28 protein-coding genes are annotated in these 25,590 nt (G+C 64.2%); 7 read left to right on the top strand and 21 right to left on the bottom strand.

Features of this window, described 5'->3' with window-relative positions:
• Positions 1-357 precede the first annotated feature (357 nt).
• The 5 genes from DND132_RS04190 to DND132_RS04210 all read left to right on the top strand — a co-directional run bounded on the left by DND132_RS04190 (position 358) and on the right by DND132_RS04210 (position 5,803).
• Positions 358-3,066, top strand: a complete 2,709-nt coding sequence (locus DND132_RS04190) for a M16 family metallopeptidase (RefSeq protein ID WP_014321462.1) — start codon at positions 358-360, stop codon at positions 3,064-3,066.
• A gap of 466 nt (positions 3,067-3,532) precedes the next feature.
• Entirely contained in the window at positions 3,533-4,111 is a 579-nt protein-coding gene (locus DND132_RS04195; RefSeq protein WP_014321463.1) for a TetR/AcrR family transcriptional regulator, read from the top strand.
• Positions 4,112-4,196: 85 nt separating this feature from the next.
• Positions 4,197-4,712, top strand: coding sequence for a carboxymuconolactone decarboxylase family protein (locus DND132_RS04200; protein WP_014321464.1), 516 nt, complete (start codon positions 4,197-4,199; stop codon positions 4,710-4,712).
• A gap of 131 nt (positions 4,713-4,843) precedes the next feature.
• Positions 4,844-5,182 (top strand): YbjQ family protein, encoded by a 339-nt coding sequence (locus tag DND132_RS04205; RefSeq protein ID WP_014321465.1) that lies wholly within the window; start codon positions 4,844-4,846, stop codon positions 5,180-5,182.
• A 3-nt stretch (positions 5,183-5,185) separates the two neighbouring features.
• Positions 5,186-5,803 carry a DUF2238 domain-containing protein gene (locus tag DND132_RS04210; protein WP_014321466.1) on the top strand — a complete coding sequence of 206 codons (618 nt, stop codon included), beginning with the start codon at positions 5,186-5,188 and terminating at the stop codon, positions 5,801-5,803.
• Positions 5,804-6,064: 261 nt separating this feature from the next.
• On the opposite strand, the gene aroC is transcribed toward DND132_RS04210, so the two are convergent.
• Genes aroC through aroL form a run of 4 tightly spaced genes read right to left on the bottom strand, consistent with a single transcriptional unit; the run spans position 6,065 to position 9,749 of the window.
• Positions 6,065-7,129 (bottom strand): chorismate synthase, encoded by a 1,065-nt coding sequence (gene aroC / locus DND132_RS04215; protein WP_014321467.1) that lies wholly within the window; start codon positions 7,127-7,129, stop codon positions 6,065-6,067.
• Between the two features lie 9 nt (positions 7,130-7,138).
• Positions 7,139-7,798, bottom strand: a complete 660-nt coding sequence (locus DND132_RS04220; protein WP_014321468.1) for a potassium channel family protein — start codon at positions 7,796-7,798, stop codon at positions 7,139-7,141.
• Positions 7,799-7,816: 18 nt separating this feature from the next.
• Positions 7,817-9,181: a TrkH family potassium uptake protein gene (locus DND132_RS04225; protein ID WP_014321469.1), complete on the bottom strand. Its 1,365-nt coding sequence runs from the start codon at positions 9,179-9,181 to the stop codon at positions 7,817-7,819.
• 46 nt (positions 9,182-9,227) lie between these two features.
• Positions 9,228-9,749, bottom strand: coding sequence for a shikimate kinase AroL (gene aroL, locus DND132_RS04230; RefSeq protein WP_014321470.1), 522 nt, complete (start codon positions 9,747-9,749; stop codon positions 9,228-9,230).
• Positions 9,750-9,894: 145 nt separating this feature from the next.
• Between aroL and DND132_RS04235 the strand changes: the two genes are divergently transcribed.
• Both DND132_RS04235 and DND132_RS04240 read left to right on the top strand, forming a co-directional pair.
• On the top strand, positions 9,895-10,908 hold the full coding sequence (locus DND132_RS04235; RefSeq protein WP_014321471.1) for a DUF933 domain-containing protein: 1,014 nt from the start codon (positions 9,895-9,897) through the stop codon (positions 10,906-10,908).
• Positions 10,909-11,149: 241 nt separating this feature from the next.
• Positions 11,150-11,365: a 4Fe-4S domain-containing protein gene (locus DND132_RS04240; protein WP_041915687.1), complete on the top strand. Its 216-nt coding sequence runs from the start codon at positions 11,150-11,152 to the stop codon at positions 11,363-11,365.
• A gap of 39 nt (positions 11,366-11,404) precedes the next feature.
• Here DND132_RS04240 and DND132_RS04245 read toward each other — a convergent pair whose 3' ends face one another.
• The 17 genes from DND132_RS04245 to DND132_RS04325 form a co-directional block, all read right to left on the bottom strand.
• Positions 11,405-11,593: a hypothetical protein gene (locus DND132_RS04245; protein WP_014321473.1), complete on the bottom strand. Its 189-nt coding sequence runs from the start codon at positions 11,591-11,593 to the stop codon at positions 11,405-11,407.
• Positions 11,566-12,060 carry a hypothetical protein gene (locus tag DND132_RS04250; RefSeq protein WP_014321474.1) on the bottom strand — a complete coding sequence of 165 codons (495 nt, stop codon included), beginning with the start codon at positions 12,058-12,060 and terminating at the stop codon, positions 11,566-11,568. Before DND132_RS04250 ends, DND132_RS04245 begins: the two co-directional genes overlap by 28 nt.
• A gap of 6 nt (positions 12,061-12,066) precedes the next feature.
• Positions 12,067-12,642, bottom strand: a complete 576-nt coding sequence (locus DND132_RS04255) for a type I restriction enzyme HsdR N-terminal domain-containing protein (protein WP_014321475.1) — start codon at positions 12,640-12,642, stop codon at positions 12,067-12,069.
• Positions 12,643-12,732: 90 nt separating this feature from the next.
• Positions 12,733-13,536, bottom strand: coding sequence for an EFR1 family ferrodoxin (locus DND132_RS04260; protein WP_014321476.1), 804 nt, complete (start codon positions 13,534-13,536; stop codon positions 12,733-12,735).
• Between the two features lie 241 nt (positions 13,537-13,777).
• Entirely contained in the window at positions 13,778-15,235 is a 1,458-nt protein-coding gene (locus tag DND132_RS04265; protein ID WP_014321477.1) for an NADH-quinone oxidoreductase subunit N, read from the bottom strand.
• Between the two features lie 12 nt (positions 15,236-15,247).
• The gene (locus DND132_RS04270; protein ID WP_014321478.1) at positions 15,248-16,780 is read right to left on the bottom strand and encodes a complex I subunit 4 family protein; all 1,533 of its coding nucleotides are present in this window, start codon (positions 16,778-16,780) and stop codon (positions 15,248-15,250) included.
• A gap of 26 nt (positions 16,781-16,806) precedes the next feature.
• Entirely contained in the window at positions 16,807-18,606 is a 1,800-nt protein-coding gene (locus tag DND132_RS04275) for a Na(+)/H(+) antiporter subunit D (protein WP_014321479.1), read from the bottom strand.
• Positions 18,596-18,859, bottom strand: coding sequence for a hypothetical protein (locus DND132_RS04280; RefSeq protein ID WP_014321480.1), 264 nt, complete (start codon positions 18,857-18,859; stop codon positions 18,596-18,598). Before DND132_RS04280 ends, DND132_RS04275 begins: the two co-directional genes overlap by 11 nt.
• 10 nt (positions 18,860-18,869) lie before the next feature.
• Complete coding sequence (locus DND132_RS04285; RefSeq protein ID WP_014321481.1) at positions 18,870-20,417, bottom strand: monovalent cation/H+ antiporter subunit D family protein; 1,548 nt, start codon at positions 20,415-20,417, stop codon at positions 18,870-18,872.
• A 2-nt stretch (positions 20,418-20,419) separates the two neighbouring features.
• Entirely contained in the window at positions 20,420-20,728 is a 309-nt protein-coding gene (gene nuoK / locus DND132_RS04290; protein WP_014321482.1) for an NADH-quinone oxidoreductase subunit NuoK, read from the bottom strand.
• Positions 20,729-21,253 (bottom strand): NADH-quinone oxidoreductase subunit J family protein, encoded by a 525-nt coding sequence (locus DND132_RS04295; RefSeq protein WP_014321483.1) that lies wholly within the window; start codon positions 21,251-21,253, stop codon positions 20,729-20,731.
• 1 nt (position 21,254) lies between these two features.
• Positions 21,255-21,842, bottom strand: a complete 588-nt coding sequence (locus DND132_RS04300; protein ID WP_014321484.1) for a 4Fe-4S binding protein — start codon at positions 21,840-21,842, stop codon at positions 21,255-21,257.
• 12 nt (positions 21,843-21,854) lie between these two features.
• The gene (nuoH, locus tag DND132_RS04305) at positions 21,855-22,829 is read right to left on the bottom strand and encodes an NADH-quinone oxidoreductase subunit NuoH (protein WP_014321485.1); all 975 of its coding nucleotides are present in this window, start codon (positions 22,827-22,829) and stop codon (positions 21,855-21,857) included.
• Between the two features lie 9 nt (positions 22,830-22,838).
• Entirely contained in the window at positions 22,839-24,011 is a 1,173-nt protein-coding gene (locus tag DND132_RS04310) for an NADH-quinone oxidoreductase subunit D (protein WP_014321486.1), read from the bottom strand.
• A gap of 42 nt (positions 24,012-24,053) precedes the next feature.
• On the bottom strand, positions 24,054-24,581 hold the full coding sequence (locus DND132_RS04315; protein ID WP_014321487.1) for an NADH-quinone oxidoreductase subunit C: 528 nt from the start codon (positions 24,579-24,581) through the stop codon (positions 24,054-24,056).
• Between the two features lie 2 nt (positions 24,582-24,583).
• Positions 24,584-25,129, bottom strand: a complete 546-nt coding sequence (locus DND132_RS04320; RefSeq protein WP_014321488.1) for an NADH-quinone oxidoreductase subunit B — start codon at positions 25,127-25,129, stop codon at positions 24,584-24,586.
• Complete coding sequence (locus DND132_RS04325) at positions 25,108-25,485, bottom strand: NADH-quinone oxidoreductase subunit A (protein ID WP_014321489.1); 378 nt, start codon at positions 25,483-25,485, stop codon at positions 25,108-25,110. Before DND132_RS04325 ends, DND132_RS04320 begins: the two co-directional genes overlap by 22 nt.
• Between the last annotated feature and the right edge of the window lie 105 nt (positions 25,486-25,590).

The raw sequence follows: 25,590 nt of genomic DNA on the forward strand, positions 1-25,590 counted from the left end.
GACAATTATCTGAGTACGTAGTCTTGAAAAAAGAAATTTGTCAATATCTCCAAGCCCATCTCTACGGCTCCTCCACCGGCCGCGGGGGCGCCGGGACAGGGAAAAAGGCATTGATTGCACGGTCAAACGGCGGATTTCCGCCGATCCGTTTTTTTTGTGAAAATTCCGCCGCCGTCCCGCGCCCCGCCTTTTCCGGTTTCCATTTCCCTCCGCCTCGGGTAGGGTGCACCCCTGCTTCGGCTGTGGAATCCTCTGCCCGCTTGCCATCCCGGTATTCGGACTTACCCTATTGGGCAAACCGAAAATCGATCCCCTGCGCGCGGCAGAGCGCTGGACCAACACGATGGAGTCGTATCCATGATCCGAAAACTGATATTGCTGACAGGGCTCGCGCTGATCCTTGCAGCCTGTCAAACCGCAACTATGAATAAACGCACCGAAACCGTCCCGACCCCGGCCCCGACGACCGCCAAGGCGGCCGCCCTTCCCTCCCTGGACGGTTCCGACCAGGCGGCCACGCACATCGTCCGGCTCAAGAACGGCCTGACCGTGCTCATCAAGGAGGACGACCGCTTCCCGCTGGTCAACGTCCGCCTCTACGTGCACGCGGGCAGCGCCTATGAGACGCCCGACATCGCGGGCATCAGCCACCTGCTCGAGCATATGGTCTTCAAGGGCACGGACAAGCGCGGTCCGGGCGAGACCGCCCGCCAGATCGAGTCCGTGGGCGGCAGCCTGAACGCGGCCACCAGCTTCGACTACACGGTCTACTACGTGGAGGTCCCGGAAACCCAGTGGAAGCTCGGCATGGACGTGGTCACGGACATGGCCTTCCACCAGACCATCGACCCCAAGGAGCTGGAGAGCGAGAAGAAGGTCGTGCTCGAGGAACTCGAACGCGGCGAGGACACGCCCACCAGCAAGCTGTTCAAGACCCTCCAGTCCATGGTCTGGAAGGACACCAGCTACGAGTGGCCGATCATCGGCTTCCGCGACACCGTGGCGGGCATCACCCGGCCGCAGATCAAGAACTACATCGCCACCCGGTACCAGCCGCAGTCCATGCTCCTGGCCGTGGTCGGCAAGGTCGATCCGGACCAGATCCTGGCCGAGGCCGACCAGCTCGTCGGATCCCTCAGGAACACCCGCTCCTTCACCCCGCCCGCCCCCCTGCCCGTGCCCGAGGCGGGCGACGGCCCCAGGGTGGTCAAGCTGACCGGCAAGTGGAACAAGGTCTACATGGGCGCGGCCTTCCCCATCCCCTACGGGACCTCGGCCGAGATTCCGGGGCTGGAGATGCTCTGCCAGCTCCTGGGCGGCGACGACACCTCGCGCCTCTACCGGACCTTCAAGTACGACAAGCAGCTGGTGGACGACATCTCGGTCTCGCCGCTGTCCCTTGAGCGCGGCGGCATGCTCTACGTCCACGCCGTGCTCGACGCGGACAAGGTGGATGAGTTCTGGACCGAACTGAACAAGGAAATGGCCGGGTTCGACCCGGCGGACTTCTCCGACCGCGAGATCGAGCGCGCCCGCCTGAACCTCGAAAATTCCCTGTTCCTGGCCAAGGAGACCCTGTCCGGTCTGGCCGGGAAGCTCGGCTACTTCCAGTTCCTGGACAGCGGCGAACAGGCCGAGAAGAACTACCTCTTCGCCCTGAGCCAGGTGAACCGCGACGAGCTCAAGCGGCTGTTCGACGAATACATCCGGCCCGACCGGCTGGCCCTGGCCGTGCTCACCCCCGAGGACGCCCCGGTCTCGGCCGACGCCCTGACCGGCATCACCAAGGCCAACTGGCCCTCCCGCAAGGCCGCCGAGGCCCGGCAGGCCGCGACACAGGCCACGGGCCCGGCCGAGATCGCCCTGCCCGGCGGCTCCACGCTCATCCTGCTTCCCGACGACACCCTGCCGTACACGGCCATGTCCATGTACTGGACCGGCGGCGACGGCGAACTCGACCCGTCCCAGCAGGGGCTGGCGGCCCTGACGGCCGCGGCCCTGACGCGCGGGACCCTCAAGATGTCCGCCACCGAGTTGCAGGACTTCCTGTCCGACCACGCGGCCAGCCTGGGCTCCACCGCCGGGCGCAACGTCTTCGCCCTGGAGGCCAAATTCCCCACCCGGTTCACGGACCAGGTCCTGCCGGTCATCGGCCAGACCCTGACCGGACCGGCCTTCAACGAGACCGAAGTGGAACGCGCCAAGCAGGACCAGATAGCGACCATCAAGCAGAGCGAGGACCGCCCGCTCGGCCTGGCCTTCCGCCACCTCTTCCCGTTCCTATACAAGACCGGCCCCTACGCCCTGCTCCACCAGGGCACCCCCGAGGGCGTCGAGCGCTTCACCTCCTCGGACATCATCCGTTTCTGGGGCCGCCAGTCCATGCACCCGTTCACCCTGGCCGTGTGCGGCCAGTTCGATCAGGCGGCCATGGAAACGTTCGCCACGAACATCGCCAAGACCCTGACCGCGCCCACCGGCGAGTACGCCTTCACCACCCCGGAATGGGGCTCTGTCCGCGAAGACTCCCTGCACCTGGCCGAGCGCAACCAGGCCCACGTCCTGATGGTCTTCCCCACCCCGGGCAAGACCGACCAGGAGGCTTCGGCCAAGCTCGAACTGCTGCGCGCCGCCCTGGCGGGCCAGTCCGGCCTGCTCTTCCGCGACCTGCGTGACAAGCAGGGCCTGGCCTATACGGTCACGGCCATGCTCTGGCAGAGCCGCAACACCGGGTTCATGGCCCTGTACATCGGCACCGGCCCGGACAAGGTGGACCAGTCCATCACCGGCTTCAAGAAGGTCCTAGCCGACCTGGCCGCCAAGCCGCTGCCCCAGGACGAGATCGACCGCGCCCGGAACATCCTGACCGGCGATTACTACCAGGACCACCAGTCCCTGCTCTCCCGCAGCCGCGAGGCCGCCAGCCTCCAGGCGCGCGGCTTCGACCTCGACTACGAACAGCAGCTCATCCAACGGGCCCAGACCGTCACCCCCGCCGAAATCCAGGCCACGGTCACCCAGTACCTGACCCCGGACAAGGCCTACCTCATGACCGTCACCCCGTAAGCCACGCCCTTGCCCCCCCCCAAAAGGCGGACCGGCTGCACCGGCCCGCCTTTTTTGTCGCCTCCGGCGGCCGGGGGAAGGGGGAGAGGGGAACCCTTTGAAAGGCTTCCCTCTCCCCTTCCCCGGCCCCCCATCCCCCTCACCTTCCTAAACTTTTTTACCGCCGCTTCGCGGTGTGGGGTGCACCCTCACGGCCCCCGCCCAACAAACCGAACGGAAGCCCTCTCTTCTCTTTCCTGGAGCGATTCGAGTGCGCAGCACCCGACAACGGCTCTTCCCCCGCGCTAGCACTAGGCTTTCGAGAGTGGGTCAGCCGTGCATTTTCTCCTGGGGGGCTTTCACCGCAGCGTAGCCGCCTACGTGAGGATGAAAGCCCACCAGGAAAAATGTGCGGATGGCCCGCTATCGGAAGCCGCCTCCCGACATCCCGCTTGACATTGCTAGACGACCGGTCTATTACACGCCTATGAGCGAAGACACGAGACAGCGAATTCTGGAAGCAGGAGCCGAATTGGTGCACCGGCAGGGGTTCAACAACACCGGGCTGAAGGACATCCTGCGCGCCGCCGGGGTGCCCAAGGGGTCGTTCTACTTCTATTTCGACAGCAAGGAGGCGTTCGGCATCGAGATGGTCAACCATTTCGGGGCCATGTTCCGGGGGATCATCGACGCCGCCCTGAACGACTCCAGCCTGACGCCCCTCGGACAACTGCGGAAGATATTCGACGGGTTCGCCGCACACTTCGCCGCCCACGGCTACACGAGGGGTTGCCCCATCGGCAACCTGGCCCAGGAGATGAGCGACCTGAGCGAACCGTTCCGCGTCCGGCTGGTCCAGGCCATGGACGGCATGTCCTCAAGCCTGGCGGCCATTCTGGACAGGGCAAAAGCCCAAGGGGAAATCCCTGCCGACACGAACACGCGGGAGACGGCCATCTTCCTGGTCGAGGCCTGGCACGGCGCAATCATCCGCATGAAGGTCACCAAGGACGGCGAGCCGCTCAAGCTCTTCTCCCGGTTCATTTTCAACAACGTGCTGAAGTAGCCGCCGACACGGCCCCGCGCCCACGGCGGCTTTTGTGTACCCAACTTGTAGACGACCGGTCTACTACAAATCCAAGGAGCTGACCATGTTCATGATCGATTACGTCCGGCCCGAGCAGGCCGAAGGTCTGGTGCAAAAGATGTATTCCGCGTTCCCCGCGCACATTGCCGTGCCCGACCCCATCCAGCTGTACAGCGCGAGCCCGCGCTACCTGGCCCGGCAGATGGCCATTGCCGGGGACTACATGCAGGACGAAGCCTATTCGCCCGAGTTGCTGGCCGCCCTGCGCTACATCGGGGCGTCCACGGCCTGCTTCGGTTTCTGCACCACCTTCAACCGGGGGCTGCTGGCCTCCATGGGGCTGACCGAGGCCGAACTCGATGCCTTGGCCACGGACCCGGCCAGGGCCTTCGAGCCCAAGGAGGCGGCCCTGCTCGCCTTTGCGGCCAAGGCGGTCCGGGAGCCGGACGACGTGACCCAAGCCGACGTGGACACGGTGCGCGCGGCGGGCTGGACCGATCCGCAGATATTCGAGGGCACGGCCTACGCCGCCCAGATGGCCACCATCGGCCTGGTCTTCCGGACCTTCGCCGACAAATAGCCGCCGACCGGGGACCGGCCCCGCGCCGGTCCCCTTGCCTGTCCTGTCCGTATTCCAAGGGGTTGCCCCCTGCCGCATGGTGCGCTACAAATCGTGAGCAGCAACTTTTGCCACTCACAGAGGGGAGACGCATGGCGCTCATATTCGGTTCGCCCAGGAAGCAGGCCACGGACAGGGACGAGGTCGGCACCGATCACCGGCTGACCCTGGCCAAGGACATCTACATGGCCGGGAAGATGAAGATCGTCACCACCGAGACCGTGCCGGGCCGCGACATCCAGTCCGCCTTCGGGCTCATCGTCTGCCGCAGCTACGTCTTCGACAACGCCTTCTACGGGCTCATGGCCCAGGCCGTGGACGTCAACGCGGACGCCATCGTGGGCTACCGCGAGACCGTGGCCTTCCACCCCGAGGGCGACAAGTACTACTCCTGCTACGGCACGGCCGTGCGCCTGAAAAAGCTCAAGTAGCCCATGAACAACGAATCCGCCCCGGCCCGCTGGTTCCCTCCCGCCCTGGCCGCCGCCTTCCTGGTCTTCTGGGCGATCATGGCCGTGAACCCGGTCATGCGCGACGTGTGGTGGGCCGAGAACATCCCGATCATGGCCGTCTACCTGGTCCTGGTCGCGACCTACCCGCTCTTCCGCTTCTCCAACCTGGCCTACGTGCTCATGGCCTGCTGGCTGGTCCTGCACACCATCGGCGGCCACTACACCTTCGCCAACGTGCCCTTCGGCTTCGTCACCGACCTGTTCGGCTTCGAGCGCAACCACTTCGACCGCGTCGGCCACTTTTCCATCGGCTTCTACGCCTTCCCCATCGCCGAACTGCTGATCCGCAAAAACCTGGCCCGGCCCGTGGTCGCCTACCTCTTCGGCCTGTTCGCCATCATGGCCCTGGCCGCGGGCTACGAGATCATCGAATGGTGGTACGCCGTGACCGCGGGCGGCGAGGCGGGCATCGAATTCCTCGGCTCCCAGGGCGATATCTGGGACGCCCAGTCCGACATGCTCTGCGACACCCTCGGCGCCGTCACCGCCCTGGTGCTGTTCTTCTTTTCGGGGATCAGGGCCGAGCGGCAGCTTACGTAAAAATCAGGGTTGGAAAGCCGCTTCGCGGCGGTGGACGGGTGATTTGATTCGCCCCGTCCTGGGGCTCACCCCTTCGGGGTCGCGCCTTATCAGGCGCGGTCCAAATCCGCTGTCCTGCGGATTTGTCGCCTCCGGCGGGCAAGGGTTCACCCCCTTGCATCCCTCTTTGGCGCCTTTGGCGCGGGTTTTTATGCTGCGCAAGAGGAAAGGGCCGACGCACTGAGTACGCCGGCCCTTTCCTTTCATGATGTCTTTCCGGCGCTAGTCGCGCACGCCCAGTCGCCGGTCGAGGAGCAGCAGGTCCGCGATGGTCAGGGCCATCATGGCCTTGAGCACCGGGTTGATGCGCGGGATGGCGCTGATGTCGTGGCGGCCGCCGACCATGATGAAGGTCGGCTCGCCCGTGGTGGTGATGGTCTGTTGTTCCTGGAGGATGGAGGCAATGGGCTTGACGTAGGCCCGGGCCACCACGTCCTGGCCGGAGGAGATGCCGCCGAGGATGCCGCCCGCGTTGTTGGACAAAAATCCGTCCGGGGTGATGGGATCGTTGTTCTCGCTGCCGAGTTTGCGCGCGGCCGCCATGCCCGAACCGATCTCCACGCCCTTGACCGCGCCCACGGACATGAACGCCGCGGCTATGCGCGCGTCGAACTTGCCGAAGACCGGCTCGCCGAGCCCGGCGGGCAGTCCAGTGGCCCGGACCTCGACCACGCCGCCCAGGGTGTCCTCGTCGTCGCGGACCGCGATGACCCGTTCGTTCCAGGTCTCGACGATGTCCGGGTCCGGGCTGAAATACGGCCGGTCCTGGGCCCCCTCGATGTCCCTGACCTCGGCCGGGATGCCGCCGAACTCCACGGTGTAGGCGTGAATCGAGATGCCCTCCAGGCGCAACAGCTCCTGGGCGATGGCCCCGCCCGCCACGCGGGACACGGTCTCGCGGCCGGACGACCGCCCGCCGCCCCGGTAGTCGCGGAACCCGTATTTGGCGTGGTAGCTGAAGTCCGCGTGCCCCGGCCGGAACACGTCCTTGATCTTGGAGTAGTCGTGGGACCGCTGGTTGGTGTTCTCCACGAAAAAGCCGATGGGCGTGCCCGTGGTCCTGCCCTCGAACACGCCGGACAGGAGCCGGACCTGGTCCGGCTCGTTGCGGGTGGTCGAGGCCAGCCCGCCCTGGCCGGGCCTGCGCCGGTCCAGTTCGCGCTGGATGATGGACTCGTCCAGGGGGATGCCCGGAGGACAGCCGTCCACCACGCCCCCCAGGCCCGCGCCGTGGGATTCGCCGAAGGTGGTCAGCCGGAATATCTGCCCGAAGGTGTTGCCGCTCATGATTGCTCCCTAAAATTTATCGACCCGCATGATGTCCTCGGTGCGCCCGAGGAGGACCAGGACGTCCCCGGCCTTGAGTGCCCTGTCCGCCTGGGGCACGAAGTGGAACTCCGAATCCCCGGCCAGCCGGAAGGCGATGACCTGCACCTGGTACTTGTTGGTCAGGTCCAGATCGCGCAGGGTCTTGCCGATCCAGTTGTCCACGATGATCTCGCGCACGGCCACGTCCTTGCCCAGGCCGAAATACTCCTGCAGCCCCGGCGCGGTCAGCCGGTTGGCCATCTGGGCGGCCACAAAGGCCTCGGGAAAGACCACGAAGGGCACGCCGAGCTTGTAGAGCACCCGCTCGTGGGCCTCGCTGATGGCCTTGACCCAGATGTTCTTGACCCCGGCAGCCTGGAGATTCAGGACCACCAGGATGGACGCCTCCATGGAGTCGCCGGTGGAGACGATGACCCGGTCCAGATCCTTGATGCCGATCTGGCTGAGCATCTTCTCGTCCGTGGCGTCCGCTTCGTAGGCCTGGGCAATGATGTCCTGGGCCCGGCGCACGTACTCGGGGTTGATGTCCACCCCGACCACGGAATGGCCGAGGTCGGCCAGGGCCTTGGCCAGGGCGTAGCCGAACTTCCCCAGCCCGATGACGGCGATTTCCTTTTTTGCAGGCATACGATTCTCCTTGTCGATCTAGCCGAAGGGCAGCGTGGCGGTCGGCACCTTGAAGCGCCGCTCGGTCTGCCAGCTCTGCAGGGCCGAAAGCATCCAGATGGGCCCGAGCCTGCCCACGAACATGAGCACGATGAGCGTGACCCGCTCGAAGTCGTCCAGGAGCGGGGTCATGCCCGTGGACAACCCCACGGTGGCGAAGGCGGAAATGGACTCGAACATGTCGGCGATGAACTCGCCGCGCGCCATGAGATAGGAGCTGTCCCCGCTCTCCAGAGAGGTCAGGATCATGGTCCCCACGCCCACCAGCAGGAGGCTCATGGTCACCAGGGAGACGACCTTGTTCATGGCCTTCTGGTCCAGGGCGAAGCGCCCGATGCGCACCTGCTCCCACCCCCGAAACTCGGCCCAGATGAAGCCCACCAGGGCGCGGAAGGAGGTGGTCTTGATGCCGCCCGCGCAGGAACCCGGCGACCCGCCGATGAACATGAGGACCATCATGAAGGCCAGGGACACGTTGGTCATGCCGCCGATGTCCACGGTGTTGAACCCGGCCGTGCGGCAGGTCACGGACTGGAACAGGGCGTTCCAGAAGTGCTCGAGAAAATTGTCCGGCGCGTTGCCCGCGGCGCCCTCGGCCACGAAGATGACCACGGTCCCGGCCACCACCAGGGCCAGGGAGGTCTTGAGCACGATGGCCGTGTGCCAGCTCATGCGCGGCCGTCCGCTCTTGCGGCCCCCGCGCTTGAACAGGGCGTTCCAGATCAGGATGCCGCACTCGTTGAGCACGTAGAAGCCTAGGCCTCCGGCGGTGATAAGCACGATGAAGACCGAGTTGACCCCGCCGTCCCCGGCCCAGCGGGTCAGGGAATCGGGATACAGGGAGAACCCGGCGTTGCAGAAGGCCGAAACCGAGTGGAAGACCGCCGAATACGGGCCGAAGCCCACCGGGTCCAGAAACCACAGGCAGAGCGCGCCCAGGGCCTCGAAGGAGAAGGCCCAGGCCACCACGCGCATGAGAAACCGGGGCAGGCTGAAGGACGGGTCGTGCAGCAGGGACTGGCCCACGGCCAGCCGGTCGGTCAGGGAGACGTGATGCCCGAGCAGGTGGATGATCAGGGTGGTGAAGGTCATGATCCCCAGGCCGCCGAGCTGGATGAGGACCAGGATGACGTCCAGCCCCAGGGTCGAGAAATAGGTGCCGGTGTCCACCACGGCCAGCCCGGTGACGCACATGGCCGAGGTGGCCGTGAACAGGGCGTCCACAAAGGACAGCGGGCCGCCGGGATGGCTCACGTCCAGGTGCAGAATGAGTGTGCCGATGAGGATGGCCCCGGCGAAGAACCAGACAGGCATCCAGTACGGCGAAAAGACTTTAGTGCGCATGGTTCTCCACGCTTATATGCCTGACGGCCCAACCTGTCAAAAACGCTCAGAAAAGAGTTTGCACCGCCCGGTGGGCCGCTTCCACGGTCCCGGCCAGGTCGCTGCCCTCGATGATCCGGTGGGCGCATTGCTCGTACAGATGGGCCCTCGCCGCCAGGACCTCGCGGACCTCGTCGGCCACGGACTTGCCGGTCAGGGATGGGCGCTGCCCCTCGAGCGGATCGGCCGCAAGCCTCCGGGCCAGCTCCTCGGGCTCGGCCCGGAGGTAGAGGACGATGCCCTCGGCCAGCACGGCCCGGTTCTCCGCGCGCAGGACCATGCCCCCGCCGCAGCCGATGACCCGGCCGCCGGGCGCGGCCTCGCGGGCCAGGGTCGCGGCCTCCTCGTCGCGGAAGGCCTCCCAGCCGTTGGCCGCGACAAAGGCGGCGATATCCATGCCCACGGCCTCCACAAAGGCGTGGTCCGTGTCCACGAAGTCCATGCCCAGCCGCTCGGCCAGGGCCCGGCCCACGCTGGTCTTGCCGCAGGCGCGCGGCCCGATGAGAAAGATGTTCCTCGTCTTGTGCATGTCAGGCACCCTAAGGGAAAACCGGCCCGCCTTCAACGGTTTGCAGGCCGCCCCCGTCTTTGCATTCCCGCCGATTGCTGGTACCTTCCGCCGAGCCCCTTTTCGGGCCAACCGCCGAACACCCGCTTTCGCAAAGGAGAAAGACATGAAAACCGCCATCTTCGGCTTCTCCGGCTCCGGCAAGACCGATCTGTTCGCCGCCCTGGCGGGCCCCGAGGCGGCCGCCGCCGGCAACCGGGCCATGGTCAAGGTCCCGGACGCCCGGCTGGACCCGCTCATCGCCCTCTTCCACCCGAAAAAGGTGACCTACAGCGAGATCGAGTACCTGGACATCCCGGGCGGGGGCGGCAAGGGCGCGGGACTCGGCGAGCGCGTGCTCAACGAGGTGCGCCCCTACGACAGCTTCATCGGCGTGCTCGACGGCTTCTCGGGCATGAACGATCCTGAGCGCCAGTGGCAGGCCATGGAGGCGGACATGATGGTCAGCGACATGGCGGTCATCGAGAAGCGGCTGGAAAAGCTGGCCGCGGACGGCAAGAAGAACAAGGCGTTGGTGGACCCCAAGGAGGAGGCCGCCCTGAAGCGGGCGCTCGCCCTGCTCGAGGAGGAGCGTCCCCTGCGCGCGGACCCGGAACTGGCCGCCCTGCCCGAGCTGCGGGGGTTCAAGTTCCTGTCCGCCCGGCCCATCCTCTACGTCTGGAACTGCGCCGAGGGCGAGGAGGCGGACCGAGCCCTGCCCGAGGACGCGCCGGGCATGGCCCACATGGCCGTGGCCGCCAAGCTCGAACGCGAGCTGGCCGAGATCGAGGACCCCGAGGAAAAGGCCGAATTCCTGAGCGACCTGGGCATCACCGAATCCGCGCTGGACAAGGTCATCAACAAGACCTACCGCCTCCTCGGGCTCATCTCCTTCCTCACGGCGGGCGAGGACGAGTGCCGCACCTGGCCCCTGCGCGCGGGCTCCACCGCGCCCCAGGCCGCGGGCGTGATCCACACGGACTTCGAAAAGGGGTTCATCCGCGCCGAGGTCATCGGCTTCGACGACTTCCTGGCCTACGGCGACTTCAAGAAGGTCAAGGAAGCGGGCAAGGCGCGCCTGGAGGGCAAGGAATACATCGTCCAGGACGGCGACATCATAGAATTTCGATTTAACGTGTAGCGGCTTCCGATAGCGGGCCATCCGCACGCGGAAGGCGGAAGGCCTCCGGCGGCCAGAGGGGAACCTTTTGAAAAAGTTTCCCCTCTGAACTCTCCTTCCAAACTTTTTATCGCCGCTTCGCGGGTGGCGTGCGGACGCGGTTTACCGTGCAGATATCCGCTCATATTTCAGAGTGGTCGCCCCCCCCCGACGCGTTGCGAATATGCTTGCCATTTTAGATAATGGTTACTATTATCTAACCATGAGCAACACCAATACCTGTACCAAGCTTCGTGAAGTGGCCATCGAGTTGGGGGACTGCCGCTCCTGCCAGGGGTGCATCGACCTCAACCCGGACGTGTTTCAATGGGACGAGGCCCTGGATATGCCCTATGTGAGCAGATCCGAGGTCACCGAGGACGAGGTGCGCGACATCATGAATGCCTGCCCCGAAGGGTGCATCGTGTTCGTGGATTGATCCCCTTCAACCTTCTCTTTGAAAAAGAGAAAGCCGGGCCTAGGCCCGGCTTTCTCGCGTCTGGTCCAGGGCGTCCCGCCAGCGCGGTTGCAGGCGCAGGGTGACAGCCTCGGGGTCCGGGCAATGTTTCAGGCTGTATTTATAGTGGTTCTTGAACATCTGGAAGCGGAAGACCAGCCGATGCAGCGGGCTGTAGAAGGTCACCTTGCCGGGATCGGCCAGTTCCACGGACACATACCGCCGGGTCCGGGAGATGGGCGGCCGGAAACGGGCGTGGGCCCGTATGGAAGGATGTTGCCGGGAAGCACGTTCCGGCCGGGGCCGATGTACGCGGTCGAGGCGGGTTCGATGGCCTTGATGTTCTCCCACGGGGTGCTGAAGCGGACCAGGCAGAACAACCGGACGCCATCAAGACTCGTCTCGATCTGCGGGATTGGAGAAAGGCCGGTGTAGAACAGCCAGCCGCCGTGGGCGATCCAATAGACGCCCATGAACACGGCCAGCCAGTAGAAGAACGGCAACTTGACCGGGTACCAGCCCACGTTCTGCCGGTTCAGGAGCATGGACCACAGGATGAACAGCTCGAGGGCGCATTCCAGTACCAGGAAGACCCGCTTGGCCACGGACAGGGAGCGTCCGACGACGATTTCCCCGCTTGCGGCGGCAACGCCCACCTTCTCTCCCGATTTGCGCACGGCGCCCTACTTCTTCAGCGGAAAGGTCGGCATGGGCGGCAGCGTGCACTCGCAGTGATCGCCACAGACGAAGCCGCAGTATGTGTGGAAGACGCGGGTCTGCTTTTCGCGCTGTTCGGCGGTCAGAGGTTTGACCTCGGCCGCGGCGACCATCTTTTCGAGACGGTCGAAATCGGGCACGGCGTTCATGCCGCGCGCCACCTCGTCACCGCTGCGCACGTCGAGCAGGGTGGCGTCCATGGTGTCGGTGACCAGGGCATACGGCACCGGGCCGCCGTCGATGAGCCGGGCCGCGCAGACCGTCTCGCGCTCGAAGGTGCTCACGTCGCCCGCGCAGAACATGACCAGGAACACGGGCACGCCCTGCCCGTCGTAGAGCACGAAGTCGATGATCCGCTCGAACTCCTCGCCTTCCACGCAGTACTTGAGCGGGACCTTGGCCTTGAGCCGGTCCTTGGGGTAGCCCTTCTCCTCCACCAGGAGGCGGGCCAGGAGCTGGCGAAATTCCTCGAAGGTGGTCTCGTCGATCTCCTCGCCGGAAAGATAGTCGCGGAGCGTGCCGCCCAGACTCGATTCGTGCATGGAATCCCTCCCTTTCCTCCAACATAAATCCCCTTCCGGCCCGGCGCAACCCGGCGGGCGCGCCGGGCCGGGGGATTTCCCGTCACGGGGCTAGAAGAAGTACACGGGCTCCTTGCGCTCGCCGCAGTTCTCGTTCAGCCACTTGGCGAAGCCCTCTATCGGGCTGCCCGGCTTGGTGGTCCGGGCGTTTTCCGGACAGACCTTGATGCAGGCGCAGCACTTGATGCACTTTTCGGCATCGGTTTTGGTGTAGTCGTCCGCGCTGATGGCCCCGACCGGACAATGCTCGGCGCAGGTGCCGCACTGGACGCAGCTGTCGCCGACCGCGATGAAGTCCACGGGACCGCCCTTTTTCCGCTCCTTGTAGGGGCGGTCGCCGGGGATGGCCGGTTCGGCGGCCTCGTCCACGGAGGCGAGCCCGTCCAGAATCTCGCGAACCTTGCGGCCGAACGTCTCGGCCAGGTGCAGGTCCTCCGCGTCGGGCCGGGCCACCGCCACCGGATACGCCTCGTTCGAGAAGGAATGCTCCCCGATGAAGGCCGCGCCGCCCACGACCACGCCGCCCTGCGCCATGACCAGGTCGGTCAGTTCGATGAGGGCGTCCTCGAAGGCGCGGTTGCCGAACATGACCACGCAGGCCACGGGCGTCCGGTCCAGTCGCAGGGAGCGCAGCCACGGCTCCAGGAGCATGGGGATGCGTCCGCCGTAGACCGGGGTCGCGACCACGAGCAAGTCGTCGGCCGCAGCCTGCAGCGGCTGTTGCCGCGCCTCGGGCAGGGTGATGTCCACCTCCTCGGCAACGGCGTAGTCCAGGCCGCGCGCCATGGCGCGGACCACGGACGCGGTGGTTCCGGTGGGAGAGAAATAGGCCAGTTTCAGGGATTGAATGCGCATGGGCGGTCTTCCTGTGTGATTTAGAATGATAGCACGAATTTTCCCGAGCCGGGCGGGTCGCGCTCCCTCGACGCACTTCCCGCAACATACCCATCCGCCTGACGGTACAGCCCCCATGTTGTAGACCGCCCTCCCCGCCCGGTCAATCGCCCCGCCCGGAAAACCTCGGCGACTCGGCCGCCGCGAAAAAAAAGGGCGGAAGCCGTGCTTCCGCCCTTTTCATTGGTTTGTGCAGCCTGTTCTAGTGCCCGCCGCCCGCAAAGGTGACGGTGATGCCGTACAGGGTCTTGCCCGCGTTGATGGCGAAGTTGAACAGGGGGGCCGGGACCATGCCGATGAGCAGCACGGCGGCGGCCAGCATGCCCGCTCCGGCCGAGGCGAACCAGCCGTTGTCGGGCGGGGCCACCTGGGTGGGCGTCTTCTCTTCGGTGAAGGCGTGCCGGAACAGGGACAGGTAGTAGTAGATGGCGATGGCCGAGTTGACCACCAGGGTGATGACCAGCCAGTTGTAGCCGTGATCCCAGGCAGAGGTGATCAGGAAGAACTTGCCCATGAAGCCCATGGTCGGCGGCAGGCCCACCAGGGCGAACGCGCCGGCGGCCAGCGAAAACGCCAGGACCGGAGCCTTCTTGTACAGGCCGTTCAGGTCGGTCAGCTTGAGGTTGCGGCCGTCACTGGCCACACGGCTGACGATCCAGAACACGAGCAGGTTCATGACCAGGTAGGCCATGCCGTAGAAGGCGGCCGCGCCCAGTCCCTCGGGCGTGCCCGAGACCAGGCCGACCATGATGTACCCGGCGTGGGCCACGGACGAGAACCCGAGCAGTCGCTTGATGTCCGTCTGGGCCAGGGCCGCCAGGTTGCCGTAGGTCATGGAGCAGGCGCCGAGCACCGCCAGGATGGTAGTGATTTCGAGGCCGGGCTTGAGCAGCACGGCCAACCGGCACAGGACCACGATGGCGCCCATCTTGGGCATGGTCGCCACGAACGCGGCGGTCTCGTTGCTGGCGCCCTGATAGACGTCCGGGCACCAGAAGTGGAACGGGAACAGGGCCAGCTTGAAGAACATGCCGCCCAGGAAGAGCGACAGGCCCACAACGGCCATGGGCTGGTCGGCGAAGGACCAGGACTTGTTCATGAGCTCGGCGATGTAGGTCGTGTGCTGGGTGGCCATGATGTAGGACAAGCCGTACAGGGCCAGGGCCGTGGCGACCGCGCCGAACATGATGTACTTGATGCCCGCTTCGGCCGCGCCCTTGTCCTTGGCGCGCAGCGGGATGACCGCGTACATGGAGTAGGAGGCCAGCTCCAGGGCCAGGTAGATGGTGATCAGCTCCACGGAGGAGGCGAGCATCATCAGGCCCAGGGTGGAGAAGCCGAGCAACATGTAGTAGTCCGCCCGCTTGCCCTCCTCCAGGGTCGGCTGGCGCGAGGCGTTGAGCACGACCACGTAGAAGCCGAAGGTGATGACGATCTTGAAGAACTGGGACATGAGGTCCACTTTGTAGACATCCCAGAACATGGTTCCGTGCAGGTGGAAGCCGGTGATGGTCACGAAGAAGGCGGCGCAGGCGCCAAAGGGCAACCACCGCTCGACGGGCGGTTTCCACTCCCTGTTGCCCAGCGACTGGACCATGAGGGCCAGGACCAGACAGAGGAAGAACAGTTCCGGGACAAGCGCAGTGATGTTGAAGTTCACGTCGTTAGCCCCCTATTCCTTTTCCGCCAGCAGATTCAGGACGTCCGCTGCGGCTGTTTGCATGGGCTGTTCGGTTTCGACCATGGCGACCTTGCGCTTGTCGAAGTCATTGAGCAGCTTGTTGACCGACGGGTCGATGATGTTGAAGAACGGCTTGGGCGCCAGGCCGATCCAGAGCACGAACACGGCCGGAATGGTCAGGTAGATCCACTCGCGGGCGTTGAGGTCGCGCCAGGTCTTGGCCGAACTGGGCTTGCCCCAGGCCATCTTCAGAGACACACGGAACATGTAGGCCGCGCCCAGAAGCGCGCCGGGAACCAGGAACATGCCGATGAACGGGGACACCTGGAAGGCGCCGATGAAGACCAGAATCTCGCCCACGAAGCCGTTGGTGCCGGGGAACCCGAAGGAGGCCAGGGCCATCAGACCCCAGAAGAACATGAAGCCGGGCATGTACTTGCCCAGTCCCAGGTTCTTGGAGATCTCGCGGCTGTGGCTCCGCTCGTAGACCGCGCCGATCATCATGAACAGCGCGCCGGTGACGATGCCGTGGTTGAGCATCTGGAAGAGCGCGCCTTCAACGCCGCGCTGGTCGAACAGGAAGATGCCGAGCGTCACGAAGCCCATATGGCCCACCGAGGAGTAGGCGACCAGCTTCTTGATGTCGGACTGTCCCAGGGCGATGGCTCCGCCGTACAGGATGGACGCGATGGAGATGGCGATCATCATGGGGGCGAAGTACTCGGAGGCGGCCGGGGTCAGCGGCAGGCAGAAGCGCAGGAAACCGTAGGTTCCCATCTTCAGCAGGACGGCCGCCAGGATGACGGAACCGGCCGAAGGCGCCTGCACGTGGGCCGCGGGCAGCCAGGTGTGGAACGGGAACATGGGCACCTTGATGGCGAAGGCGAGCGCCATGGCCAGGAAGGCCCAGAACTGGAAGCGGAAGCTGAAGTTCATCTGCATCAGGTCCGGGATGGAGAAGGTCCCGCCCGTGATCCGGAAGGCCACGATGGCCGCCAGGAGCAGGGTGGAGCCCGCCAGGGTGTACAGGAAGAACTTGAGCGACGCGTACTTGCGATCGTCGCCGCCCCATACCGCGATGAGCAGGTACATGGGGATGAGCATGGCTTCCCAGAACACGTAGAACAGGACCAGGTCGAGGGCGCAGAACACGCCGAGCACCGCCGAGGTCATGAACAGCAGGCAGAAGTGGAATTCCTTCTCCCGTTTGCCGATGTAGGTCCAGGAGCACATGACGCACAGCGGCAGGACCGCGATGGTCAAAAGGACCATGAGTATGCTGATCCCGTCGATGCCGAGGTAGTACTGCAGGCCCCACTGGTGGACCCAGTCTATCTTCTCGACGAACTGGAAGTCAGCGTTGAGTTTGAAGCCCATGAGCGGCACTGCAAGCAGACACTCGATGAGGGACACCGCCATGGTGTAGTACCTCACCACCTGCGGAGCCCGCAGGAAGAAGAGTCCGCATGCCGCGACGAGCGGGAATGCGATCAATATTGTGAGTACCGGATATCCGAAGTCCAAAGTGAGCTCTCCTTAGATTGTCCGGCTTAGCCGAAGTACCAAATCAGGGCAAAGATGCCCAAGCCGAGAACGGCGGCCATGGCCAGGTAATCCTGCAGGTTGGCTGTCTGGGCCTTGGCCCCCAGCCTGCCGAGATTCCTGACGGTGTAGGCGCTTCCGTCCACCACCGTGTCGATGCCCTTCTTGTCGAACCAAGAAGTGCCTCTCCCCATGCCGATGAGCCCGCGCAGGCCGACGGTCCGATAGACCTCGGTCCAGACGTCGTCAACCTTGGAGGCGGGCCAGCAGATGGCCCGCATGGTCACCCGGCCGATGAGGCGGTAGAACCAGTCGAAGTCCAGGTTGAGCGCCTTGTGCGGCGTGATGACATAACGGGTCAGGTAGAAGGCCAGGCCGGAGAAGCCGAGCAGCAGACCCGAGTTGATGACCTTGTCGATGGTCCAGGGCTGGAAGCCGTGTCCTTCGATGGCCATGGGCAGGTACTTGTAGAGCATGTGGGGGTAGACGCCCTGGGCGATGCACAGCAGGCCGCACAGCCCCATGCCGATGTACATGTTGACGGGCAGCGGCTTGACCTCGCCCGTGAACTCCTTCTTGCGCCCCCAGAATGCAAAGTATGGGAGCTTGATGCCCACCGAGATGAACGTACCGACAGCCGCGATCTCCATGCCCAGGGCGAGGAAGGTTCGATGGTGTTCGGCGGCGCCCGCGATGGTCATGGTCTTCGAGATGAAGCCGTTGAACAGCGGCATGCCGGAGATGGACAGGGCCGCGACCATGTACCAAACCATGACCCAGGGCAGCTTGGTGACCAGGCCGCCGAGTTCGTCCAGTTTGGCCGTGCCTACCGAGTACAGGATGGCGCCGGTGCCCATGAAGAGCAGACCCTTATAGAGGATGTGGGCATAGGCGTGGGCCACGGCGCCGTTGATGGTCATGGCCGTGCCGATGCCGATGCCCGCGACCATGTATCCCACCTGCGAGACGATGTGGTAGGACAGGATGCGCCGGGCGTTGTTTTCGATGCACGCGTAGAGCACGCCGTAGACCGCCATGCACGTACCGGCCACGGCCAGGATCTCCCAGCCCGCGAAGCCCCGGCAGAGCACGTAGACCGCGGTCTTGGTGGTGAAGGCGCACATGTACACCGCACCGGCCACGGAGGCCCTGGGGTAGGCGTCGGGCAGCCAGGCGTGCAGGGGCACGACCGCGGCGTTGACGCAGAAGCCGGTCAGGATCAGCCAGTCGTAGTAGCGGCCGTCGGCCGGGTTGACCAGGTCGAAGGCGAAGCTGCCGGTGGCCTTGTACTTGAGCAGCAGACCGGCCAGCAGGAACAGGCCGCCCACCGTGTGGTACAGGAAGTAGCGGAAACCGGCATTCACGGACTCCTTGGTTCTGGCCTGCCAGATGAGGAAGGTCGAGCCGATGGACATCAGCTCCCAGAACAGAAAGACCGTCAGCAGGTCGCCCGCGAACACGCAGCCGAATCCGCCCGCCACGTAGAGCGAGGCGCAGACGTAGTGTCCCTTGTCCTCCACGTGCATGCCGTAGATGCAGCCGATGAAGGAGATGATGGCGAAGACCTGGCCGAAGACGATGGACAGTTTGTCCACGCGCCCGAAGATCAGGGCCTGGTCAAGGTAGTGCAGTTGCGCGTAGGTCCCCGGCTCCACCGTGAAGATGGAGTACAGGGCGGCAAGCGGCGGGAGGATTGCCAGGGCGCCCCGCAAGGCCTTGTTCTTCCACAGGCTCTCGGGCACGAACGGCACCAGCAGAGCGAGGAGAAGAAAGCCCGCGGCGGGGTGGATGAACATATCAGTCCCCATAGTAATCCTCCTTCCGGGCGATGAACGGCTGGACGATCTTCTTCATGATGATGACCATGGCCAGCCCGACGATGAGGCCGAATCCCGCCCAGAACCCGGGGTACCGGTCGAAACCGAAGTGCGGGTGATGCGTGACGAACGGGACGTTGAGCACCACGAGCACGCCCAACACGACGAAGAAGATGGTCCTCCACGTCTTCCAGTTGTCTCTCCATTTGGCGAGGAGCTCGCCCAATCCTTTCTGTTGACTCATATATACCCCCCTAGAACTTGCCGAACGCGTTGACGAAGTTCAGGAATGTCTGCGGATACAGACCCAGGAACACCGAGATGAAGGCCGTGACGCAGAGCGGGATGACCATGGTCATGGACGGCTCGTTGTACTGGCCGATGTTGGCCTCCGGCAGGGGCTTCTTGAAGAAGGCCCGGTAGGTGATGGGCACGAAGTAGCCCGCATTGAGCGCCGTCGAGAGGAGCAGCGCGCAGAGCAGCGGCCACTGGTGCGCGTCGAGCGTGCCGTTGACCAGGTACCATTTGGAGACGAAGCCGCAGACCGGCGGCATGCCGATCATGGACAGGGAGGCGATGCCGAACGCCCCGAAGGTGAGCGGCATGCGGCGTCCCAGGCCGTCCATCAGGCTGATCTTCTTGAGGTGGCAGGCGACGTAGATGGCGCCCGCCGCCATGAACAGCGTGATCTTGGAGAAGGCGTGGTGGGCGATGTGCATCACGCCGCCCTGCACCGCCGAGTCCACCAGCATGGTCACGCCGATAATCACGTAGGAGAGCTGGGCCACGGTCGAGTAGGCCAGCCGCGCCTTGATGTCGTCCTTGGTCAGGGCGATGAACGAGGCCACCGTCAGGGTGAAGGCCGCGATGTACGCCGTGGCCATGCCCATGCTCAGATCGCCGAGCCAGGAGCCGGGCGAACCGATGTAGATCTGGCTCATGGTCAGGGCCGCGGCGGTCTTGGTCCCGAAAGCCGAGAGCACGATGCGGCTGACGCAGAAGACGCCCGCCTTGACGACCGCCACCGCGTGCAGCAAAGCCGAGACCGGGGTGGGCGCGACCATGGCCGACGGGAGCCAGTTGTGGAACGGCATGAGGGCCGCCTTGCCGATGCCGAGGATGAACAGCCAGTAGGTGAGGGTCACCAGTCTGGGATGTGCGGCGATGACCTGGGCGGAGAACATGCCGTGCTGGATGTCGGTCAGGTTGAAGTCGAGGTTGCCGACCAGGACGTAGGTCAGGACCATGGCGGGCAGGAGGAAGAGCTTGGAGGTACCCATCAAGTAGACGATGTACTTGCGGGCGCCGATCTTGGCCTCCTCGTCCTCATGGTGGTAGACCAGCGGATACGTGAACACGGTGATGACCTCGTAGAAGAGGTAGAGCGTGAACACGTTGGCCGACAGGGCCACGCCCACGGCGCCGAAGATGGCCACCGCGAAGCAGACGTAATAGCGGGTCTGGGCGTGTTCGTTCAGCCCGCGCATGTAGCCGATGTTGTAGCTGGTCACGAAGAACCAGAGGAACGGGGCGATCAGCGCGAAGACCATGGACAGGCCGTCCGCGGCAAAGGCTATGCTGATGCCCGGCAGGATGGTGGTTACGTGGTAGTACAGGACCTTTCCGGCAAGGACCTTCGGCGCCATCCAGAGCACCGAAGTGAAGGTCAGAAACGCACCGATGAAGCTAATCGCCTCCCGCCGGTTTTCATCCCCCCGACAGAGGTAGATGAAAAGCGGAGTGAGGAGCGTGAACACCACCGGCAGAAGAATTGGACTATATGTCGTTACACCTTCCATCATAGCTATTCCTTCAGGGTAGTGATGTCACTGGATTTGGCGGAGTTGAAACGCCGCGCAACCACCACGATCATGGCCAGGACCAGCGTGGCTTCGGCTGCGGCCAGCCCCATGACGAACAGGGTGCCGAGTTGCCCCATGACCGCGCTGAAGTCGGTCAGTTGCGCGGCCGCCACCATGGACAGCCCGGCGCCGTTGAGCATCAGCTCCACCGAGATCAGCATGCCGACCAGGCTCCTGCGCTGGGTCAGGCCGAACAGGCCCGCGCACAGGAGGATCAGGGCGACGATTTGGAATAAGGTCAGTGCGCTCATTTACTTGTCCCCTCCGTTTCTCTGGCCCCTCTTCTCCCAGACCAGCAGGACGGCGCCGGACATGGCGACCATCAGGATGACCGAGATCAGCTCGAAGGGCAGGAAGTAGGACCCGAGCAACCCTTCGCCGAGCTGCTTGATGGGCACCTCCACGGGCACGGCCACGGACGGGGCGGGCCGGGTCAGCACCAGCCAGCCCAGGATGGCCGCCGGGGCCATGGTCGCGGCCAGGCCGAAGACGTAGCGCTTCATGGGCGCCTTGTCGGCCTCGTCGCCGCCCTGCTCCGCCCGGGTCAGCATGACCGCGAAGAAGATCAGGACGCTGACCGCGCCGACGTAGATGAGCAGTTGCATGAAGGCCATGAAGGGCGTGGCCAGCAGCAGGTACATCCCGGCCACGCCGATGAGCGTGGTGATCAAGCCGATCAGGGCTCGCACCAGACTGCTGCTCGACACGGCGAGGACGGCCCCGCCGAGGATGACGAGCGTGTACACGCCGAATGCAATTTTTGCCAAGACTTCCATATTACGCCTCCTTCTCCGCCGCGGCCGGGACGGCCTCGGTCTTGTGGGCAGGCGCGGAGAGTTCCGTGGCCTGCGCCTTGAGCCGGGCGAGAAGATCGAGTTTCATCTCCTTCCTGGAAGTCGCCACCCAATAGATGTCATTGGAGAATCTCAGCGACTTGGCCGGACAGTTTTCGATGCAGGTGCCGCACAGCGAGCACAGGGTGTAGTCATAGATGAACTTGGCCGGATTCTTGGGGGCCTTGGGCTTGTTGACCTTTTCCCCCGCTTCCTCGGCCGCCTTCATGGCCGCTTCCTCCTCGGCGGTGAGCTTGGGAGGCTTGGACTTGACCACGGTCAGGCATTTGCTCGGGCAGTTGGTCACGCACATCATGCAGGAGATGCACTTGGGCGTGGCCGGATCCTTGGGCTTGCCGATGAGTTCGACATGCCCGCCGTATGTACGCAGGTTCTCGTCGTCGATGACCTCTCGCGGATAGTGGACCGTGACCAGGGGCTGACAGAAGTACTTGCCCGTGATCTTGAGTCCGACGATCAGGCTCCAGCAATCGAGAATCGGCTGAATGACGTTTTCCTTGAATTTACCCATATCTCTCTACCCCTACAACTTCATGATCAGCGCGGTGGCCAACAGGTTGAACGTGGCCAGCGGCAGCAACCATTTCCAGTTGATGTTCAGCAGCTGGTCGAAGCGCACGCGGGGGAAGGTCCAGCGCGCCCAGATCATGAAGGACAACAGGGCGAAGGTCTTGAGGACCATCCACCACCATCCATCGATGCCGGGGAAGGGTCCGTGATAGCCGCCCAGGAACAGGACGGAACAGACCGAGCACATGACCACCATGTAGCCGTATTCGGCCAGGAAGAAGAGGCCGAAGCCCATGGCCGAATACTCGGTGTGGAAACCGGCGGTCAGTTCGGACTCGGCCTCGGCCAGGTCGAACGGCGCGCGGTTGGTCTCGCCGAACATGGCCACCAGGAAGATCAGGAAGGCCAGCGGTTGCTGGAAGATGTACCAGTTCCAGATGTACCCGGACTGCAGATTGGTGATCTCCGTCAGGCTCAGGGTGCCGGTCATGAACGAGATGGCCAGCACGGTCAGGAGCAGCGGGATCTCATAGGCCACGGTCTGGGACACGGCACGAGCCGCGCCCAGGAGGCCCCATTTGTTATTGGAGGCCCAGCCGGCCAGGATGACGGCCAGGGCGCTGAAGCTGGAGAAGGCCAGAATCAGCAGCAGGCCGAGGTTGACGTCCATGCCCGTCAGCACCGGGCCGTACGGGATGGGCATGTAGAGCAGCAGGACCGGGATCATGGACAGAAGCGGGGCCAGCCAGTACAGGACCGGGTCCGCGTTGTCCGGGGTCAGGAGCTGTTTGCCCATGAGCTTCAGGCCGTCGATGAGCGGCTGGAGCGCGCCGTGGGGACCGACCTCGAAGGGACCGGGCCGGCGCTGGATGTGGCCCGCGAACTTGCGTTCGCAGTAGACCCACAGCAGGGCGTTGATGCCCAGCCAGATCATGGCCGCAATGACCGCGATAACCAGGGGGATCAGGTGTTGTAAGAATGCGTTCATGAATTCCACCTACCTGTCGATTTCGGGAATGATCAGGTCCAGGCTGCCCAGGATGGCGACGGCGTCAGCGATGAGCGTGCCGGTGGCGGCCTCGACGAATGCGTTCAGATTGGACAGGCCGGGCGCACGCAGCTTGACGCGGTACGGAACCTTGCCGCCGTCGGAGAGCACGTAGATGCCGATCTTGCCGCGGCCGCCCTCCACACAGAAGTAGGCCTCGCCCGCCGGCGGCTTCATGGACGGCTTGGGCGCCTTGTCCATGATGTACCCGCCCTCGGCCGACGGCAGTTGCTCGACCGCCTGCTCAATGATGCGCAGGGACTGCTCCATCTCGGCCAGCCGGACGTGATAGCGCCCCGCCGAACAGCAGGTGTCCTGGGTCGGAATCTCGAAGTCGAACCGGTCGTAGATCCCGTAGGGCTCGGCCCTGCGGATGTCATAGGGCACGCCCGCGCCGCGCAGGACCGGACCGGTGCAGCCGTAGCGGCGGCACATGTCCTGATCGATGATGCCGATGCCCTCGATGCGGCGGCGCAGGATGATGTTCCCGGTGACGAGGTCGTGATACATGGGCAGCCGCTTCCGGAAGTGCGGAATGAACGCCTTGATCAGCTCGACACACTTGTCGTCCATGTCCATCTGCATGCCGCCGACCCGGAAGTTGCTGTAGGTCAGCCTGGAGCCCGAGGGCCTCTGCAGGATGTCCAGAAGCATTTCGCGGTCTTCGAAGGCGTACAGGATGGGGGTGAAGGCCCCCAGGTCGAGGATGTAGGCGCCCCACCACAGCAGGTGGGAGGCCAGGCGGTTGAGTTCGGTCATGATGACGCGAAGGTACTCCGCCCGCTCGGGCACCTCGATGCCCATCAGTTTTTCGACCGCGCCCACGTAGGCCCAGTTCCAGGCCATGGCGTGTCCGTAGTCGACGCGGCCCATGTTGGGGATGAATCCTCCCCACATCTGGGTCTCGCCCATTTTTTCATGCATGCGGTGCAGGTAGCCCAGCACGGGCTCGGCGCGGACGATGTATTCGCCGTCCACCTCGATCATGACCCGCAGAACGCCGTGCGTAGACGGGTGTTGCGGGCCCATGTTGATGATCAGGGTTCCGTCCTGCTTCCCGGCCTCGAACTTCTGGGTGTAGAAATCACCCTTCATCTGTTCTAAATTCTGGTAAGCCGACATACACTCTCAGTCCGGTGTTTGATACCGACCGGTCGCCCCGGCCTACGCGTCGGAGGCCTCCCCGGCCTCCGCTTCCGCAAACAACGCTTCCACTTCCTCGGAGCAGGACACGACTTCGCCCAGGGAGAGCAGCTCCCCGATGGACTTGCGCACCTTGTCGCTCTTGCGCAGCGGGCAGAGATCCACGTCCTCCACCGCCACGAGCAGCGGCACGAGGTTGGGATGCCCCTCGAAGACGACGCCGTGGAAGTCGCGGGTCTCGCGCTCATGCCACTCGGCGCCGCTGAAGACGGATACGATGGACGGGATCACGGGATTGTCCCTGCCGATCAGCACTCGGAGGACGACCCGTTCGTTGATGGTCCATCTATTGAAATGATACTGCACCAGGAACCCCTCTTCCACGTCCAGCGCAAAGATGTCCTCCAGGGAGTATTCCGCCTCATACAGTTTCCGGGCGGCCTTCACGATCTGGCCGGGGGCCAGAAAGACCGACCACACATGCCCCGTGGTCGCCGGATCCTGCTTGGCGACGCACTTGGTCGCCACTCCATCCAAAGCCTGCAACATGGTTACCCCTCCACCTTGGCGGCGACGGGCCACCAACGTTTACCGGTGATCAGGCGCTGCAGCTCGAAAAACCCCTCGAGCAGCCCCTCGGGCCTGGGCGGACAGCCCGGCACGTACACATCCACGGGGATGAGCGTGTCCACGCCCTGGATCACGTTGTAGTTGTCCTTGATCTTGAAGGGCCCGCCGGAAATGGCGCAGTTGCCCATGGCGATGACCCACTTGGGACCGGGCATCTGCTCGTAGAGTCTGACCACCGACGGGGCCATCTTCTTGTTCACCGTCCCGGCCACGATCATGACATCGGACTGGCGCGGGGAAGGCCGGAAGACCTCCGCCCCGAACCGGGCCATATCGAACCTGGCCATACCGGTGGCCATCATCTCGATGGCGCAGCAGGCCAGACCGAAGGTCATGGGCCACAAGGACATGGCCCGACAGACGTTCATGATGTCCTGGGCCAACTTCATGTTGACCAGCGGCGGGTCCATGTGATGGTTGCCCGCCGTCAGGAATTCCTTTTGCACTACTGAATCCTGCGCGGCCATGTGAACACCCCTTTCGCCCAAAAATAGATGACGGAAAGAATAAGGAAGAACAGGAAGATGAAGACCTTTACGAAGGGAACCCAGCCCTCGGCGTCAGCATACGCCGTGGAGACCGGGAACAGGTAAAGGACGTCAACGTCGAAGGCCAGGAAGATCAGGGCGTAGACATAATATGACACGCCCCACCTGGACCACGAGCTGCCGTAGGGAACCATGCCGCACTCGTACGGCATGCCGATGTCCCCGCCCCTTGCTTGGGGGGCAAGCAGCACCGCAAGCAACAATGGCCCGACAGCGAACAGGACGCCGCCGACCAAAAACAATACGATTGCAAAATGCAGCCAGTCGAAAAGCATACCCCATCCTTTGGCAGTAAATTTGCGGGAATCTTGAAACAAAAAGTTTTTTCAAGAATTAACGAGTTCCATGCCCCGAAAAAAGCGCCAAGTCAAGCACCTTGC

The sequence above is a fragment of the Pseudodesulfovibrio mercurii genome, from assembly GCF_000189295.2.
GTDB lineage: Bacteria > Desulfobacterota > Desulfovibrionia > Desulfovibrionales > Desulfovibrionaceae > Pseudodesulfovibrio > Pseudodesulfovibrio mercurii.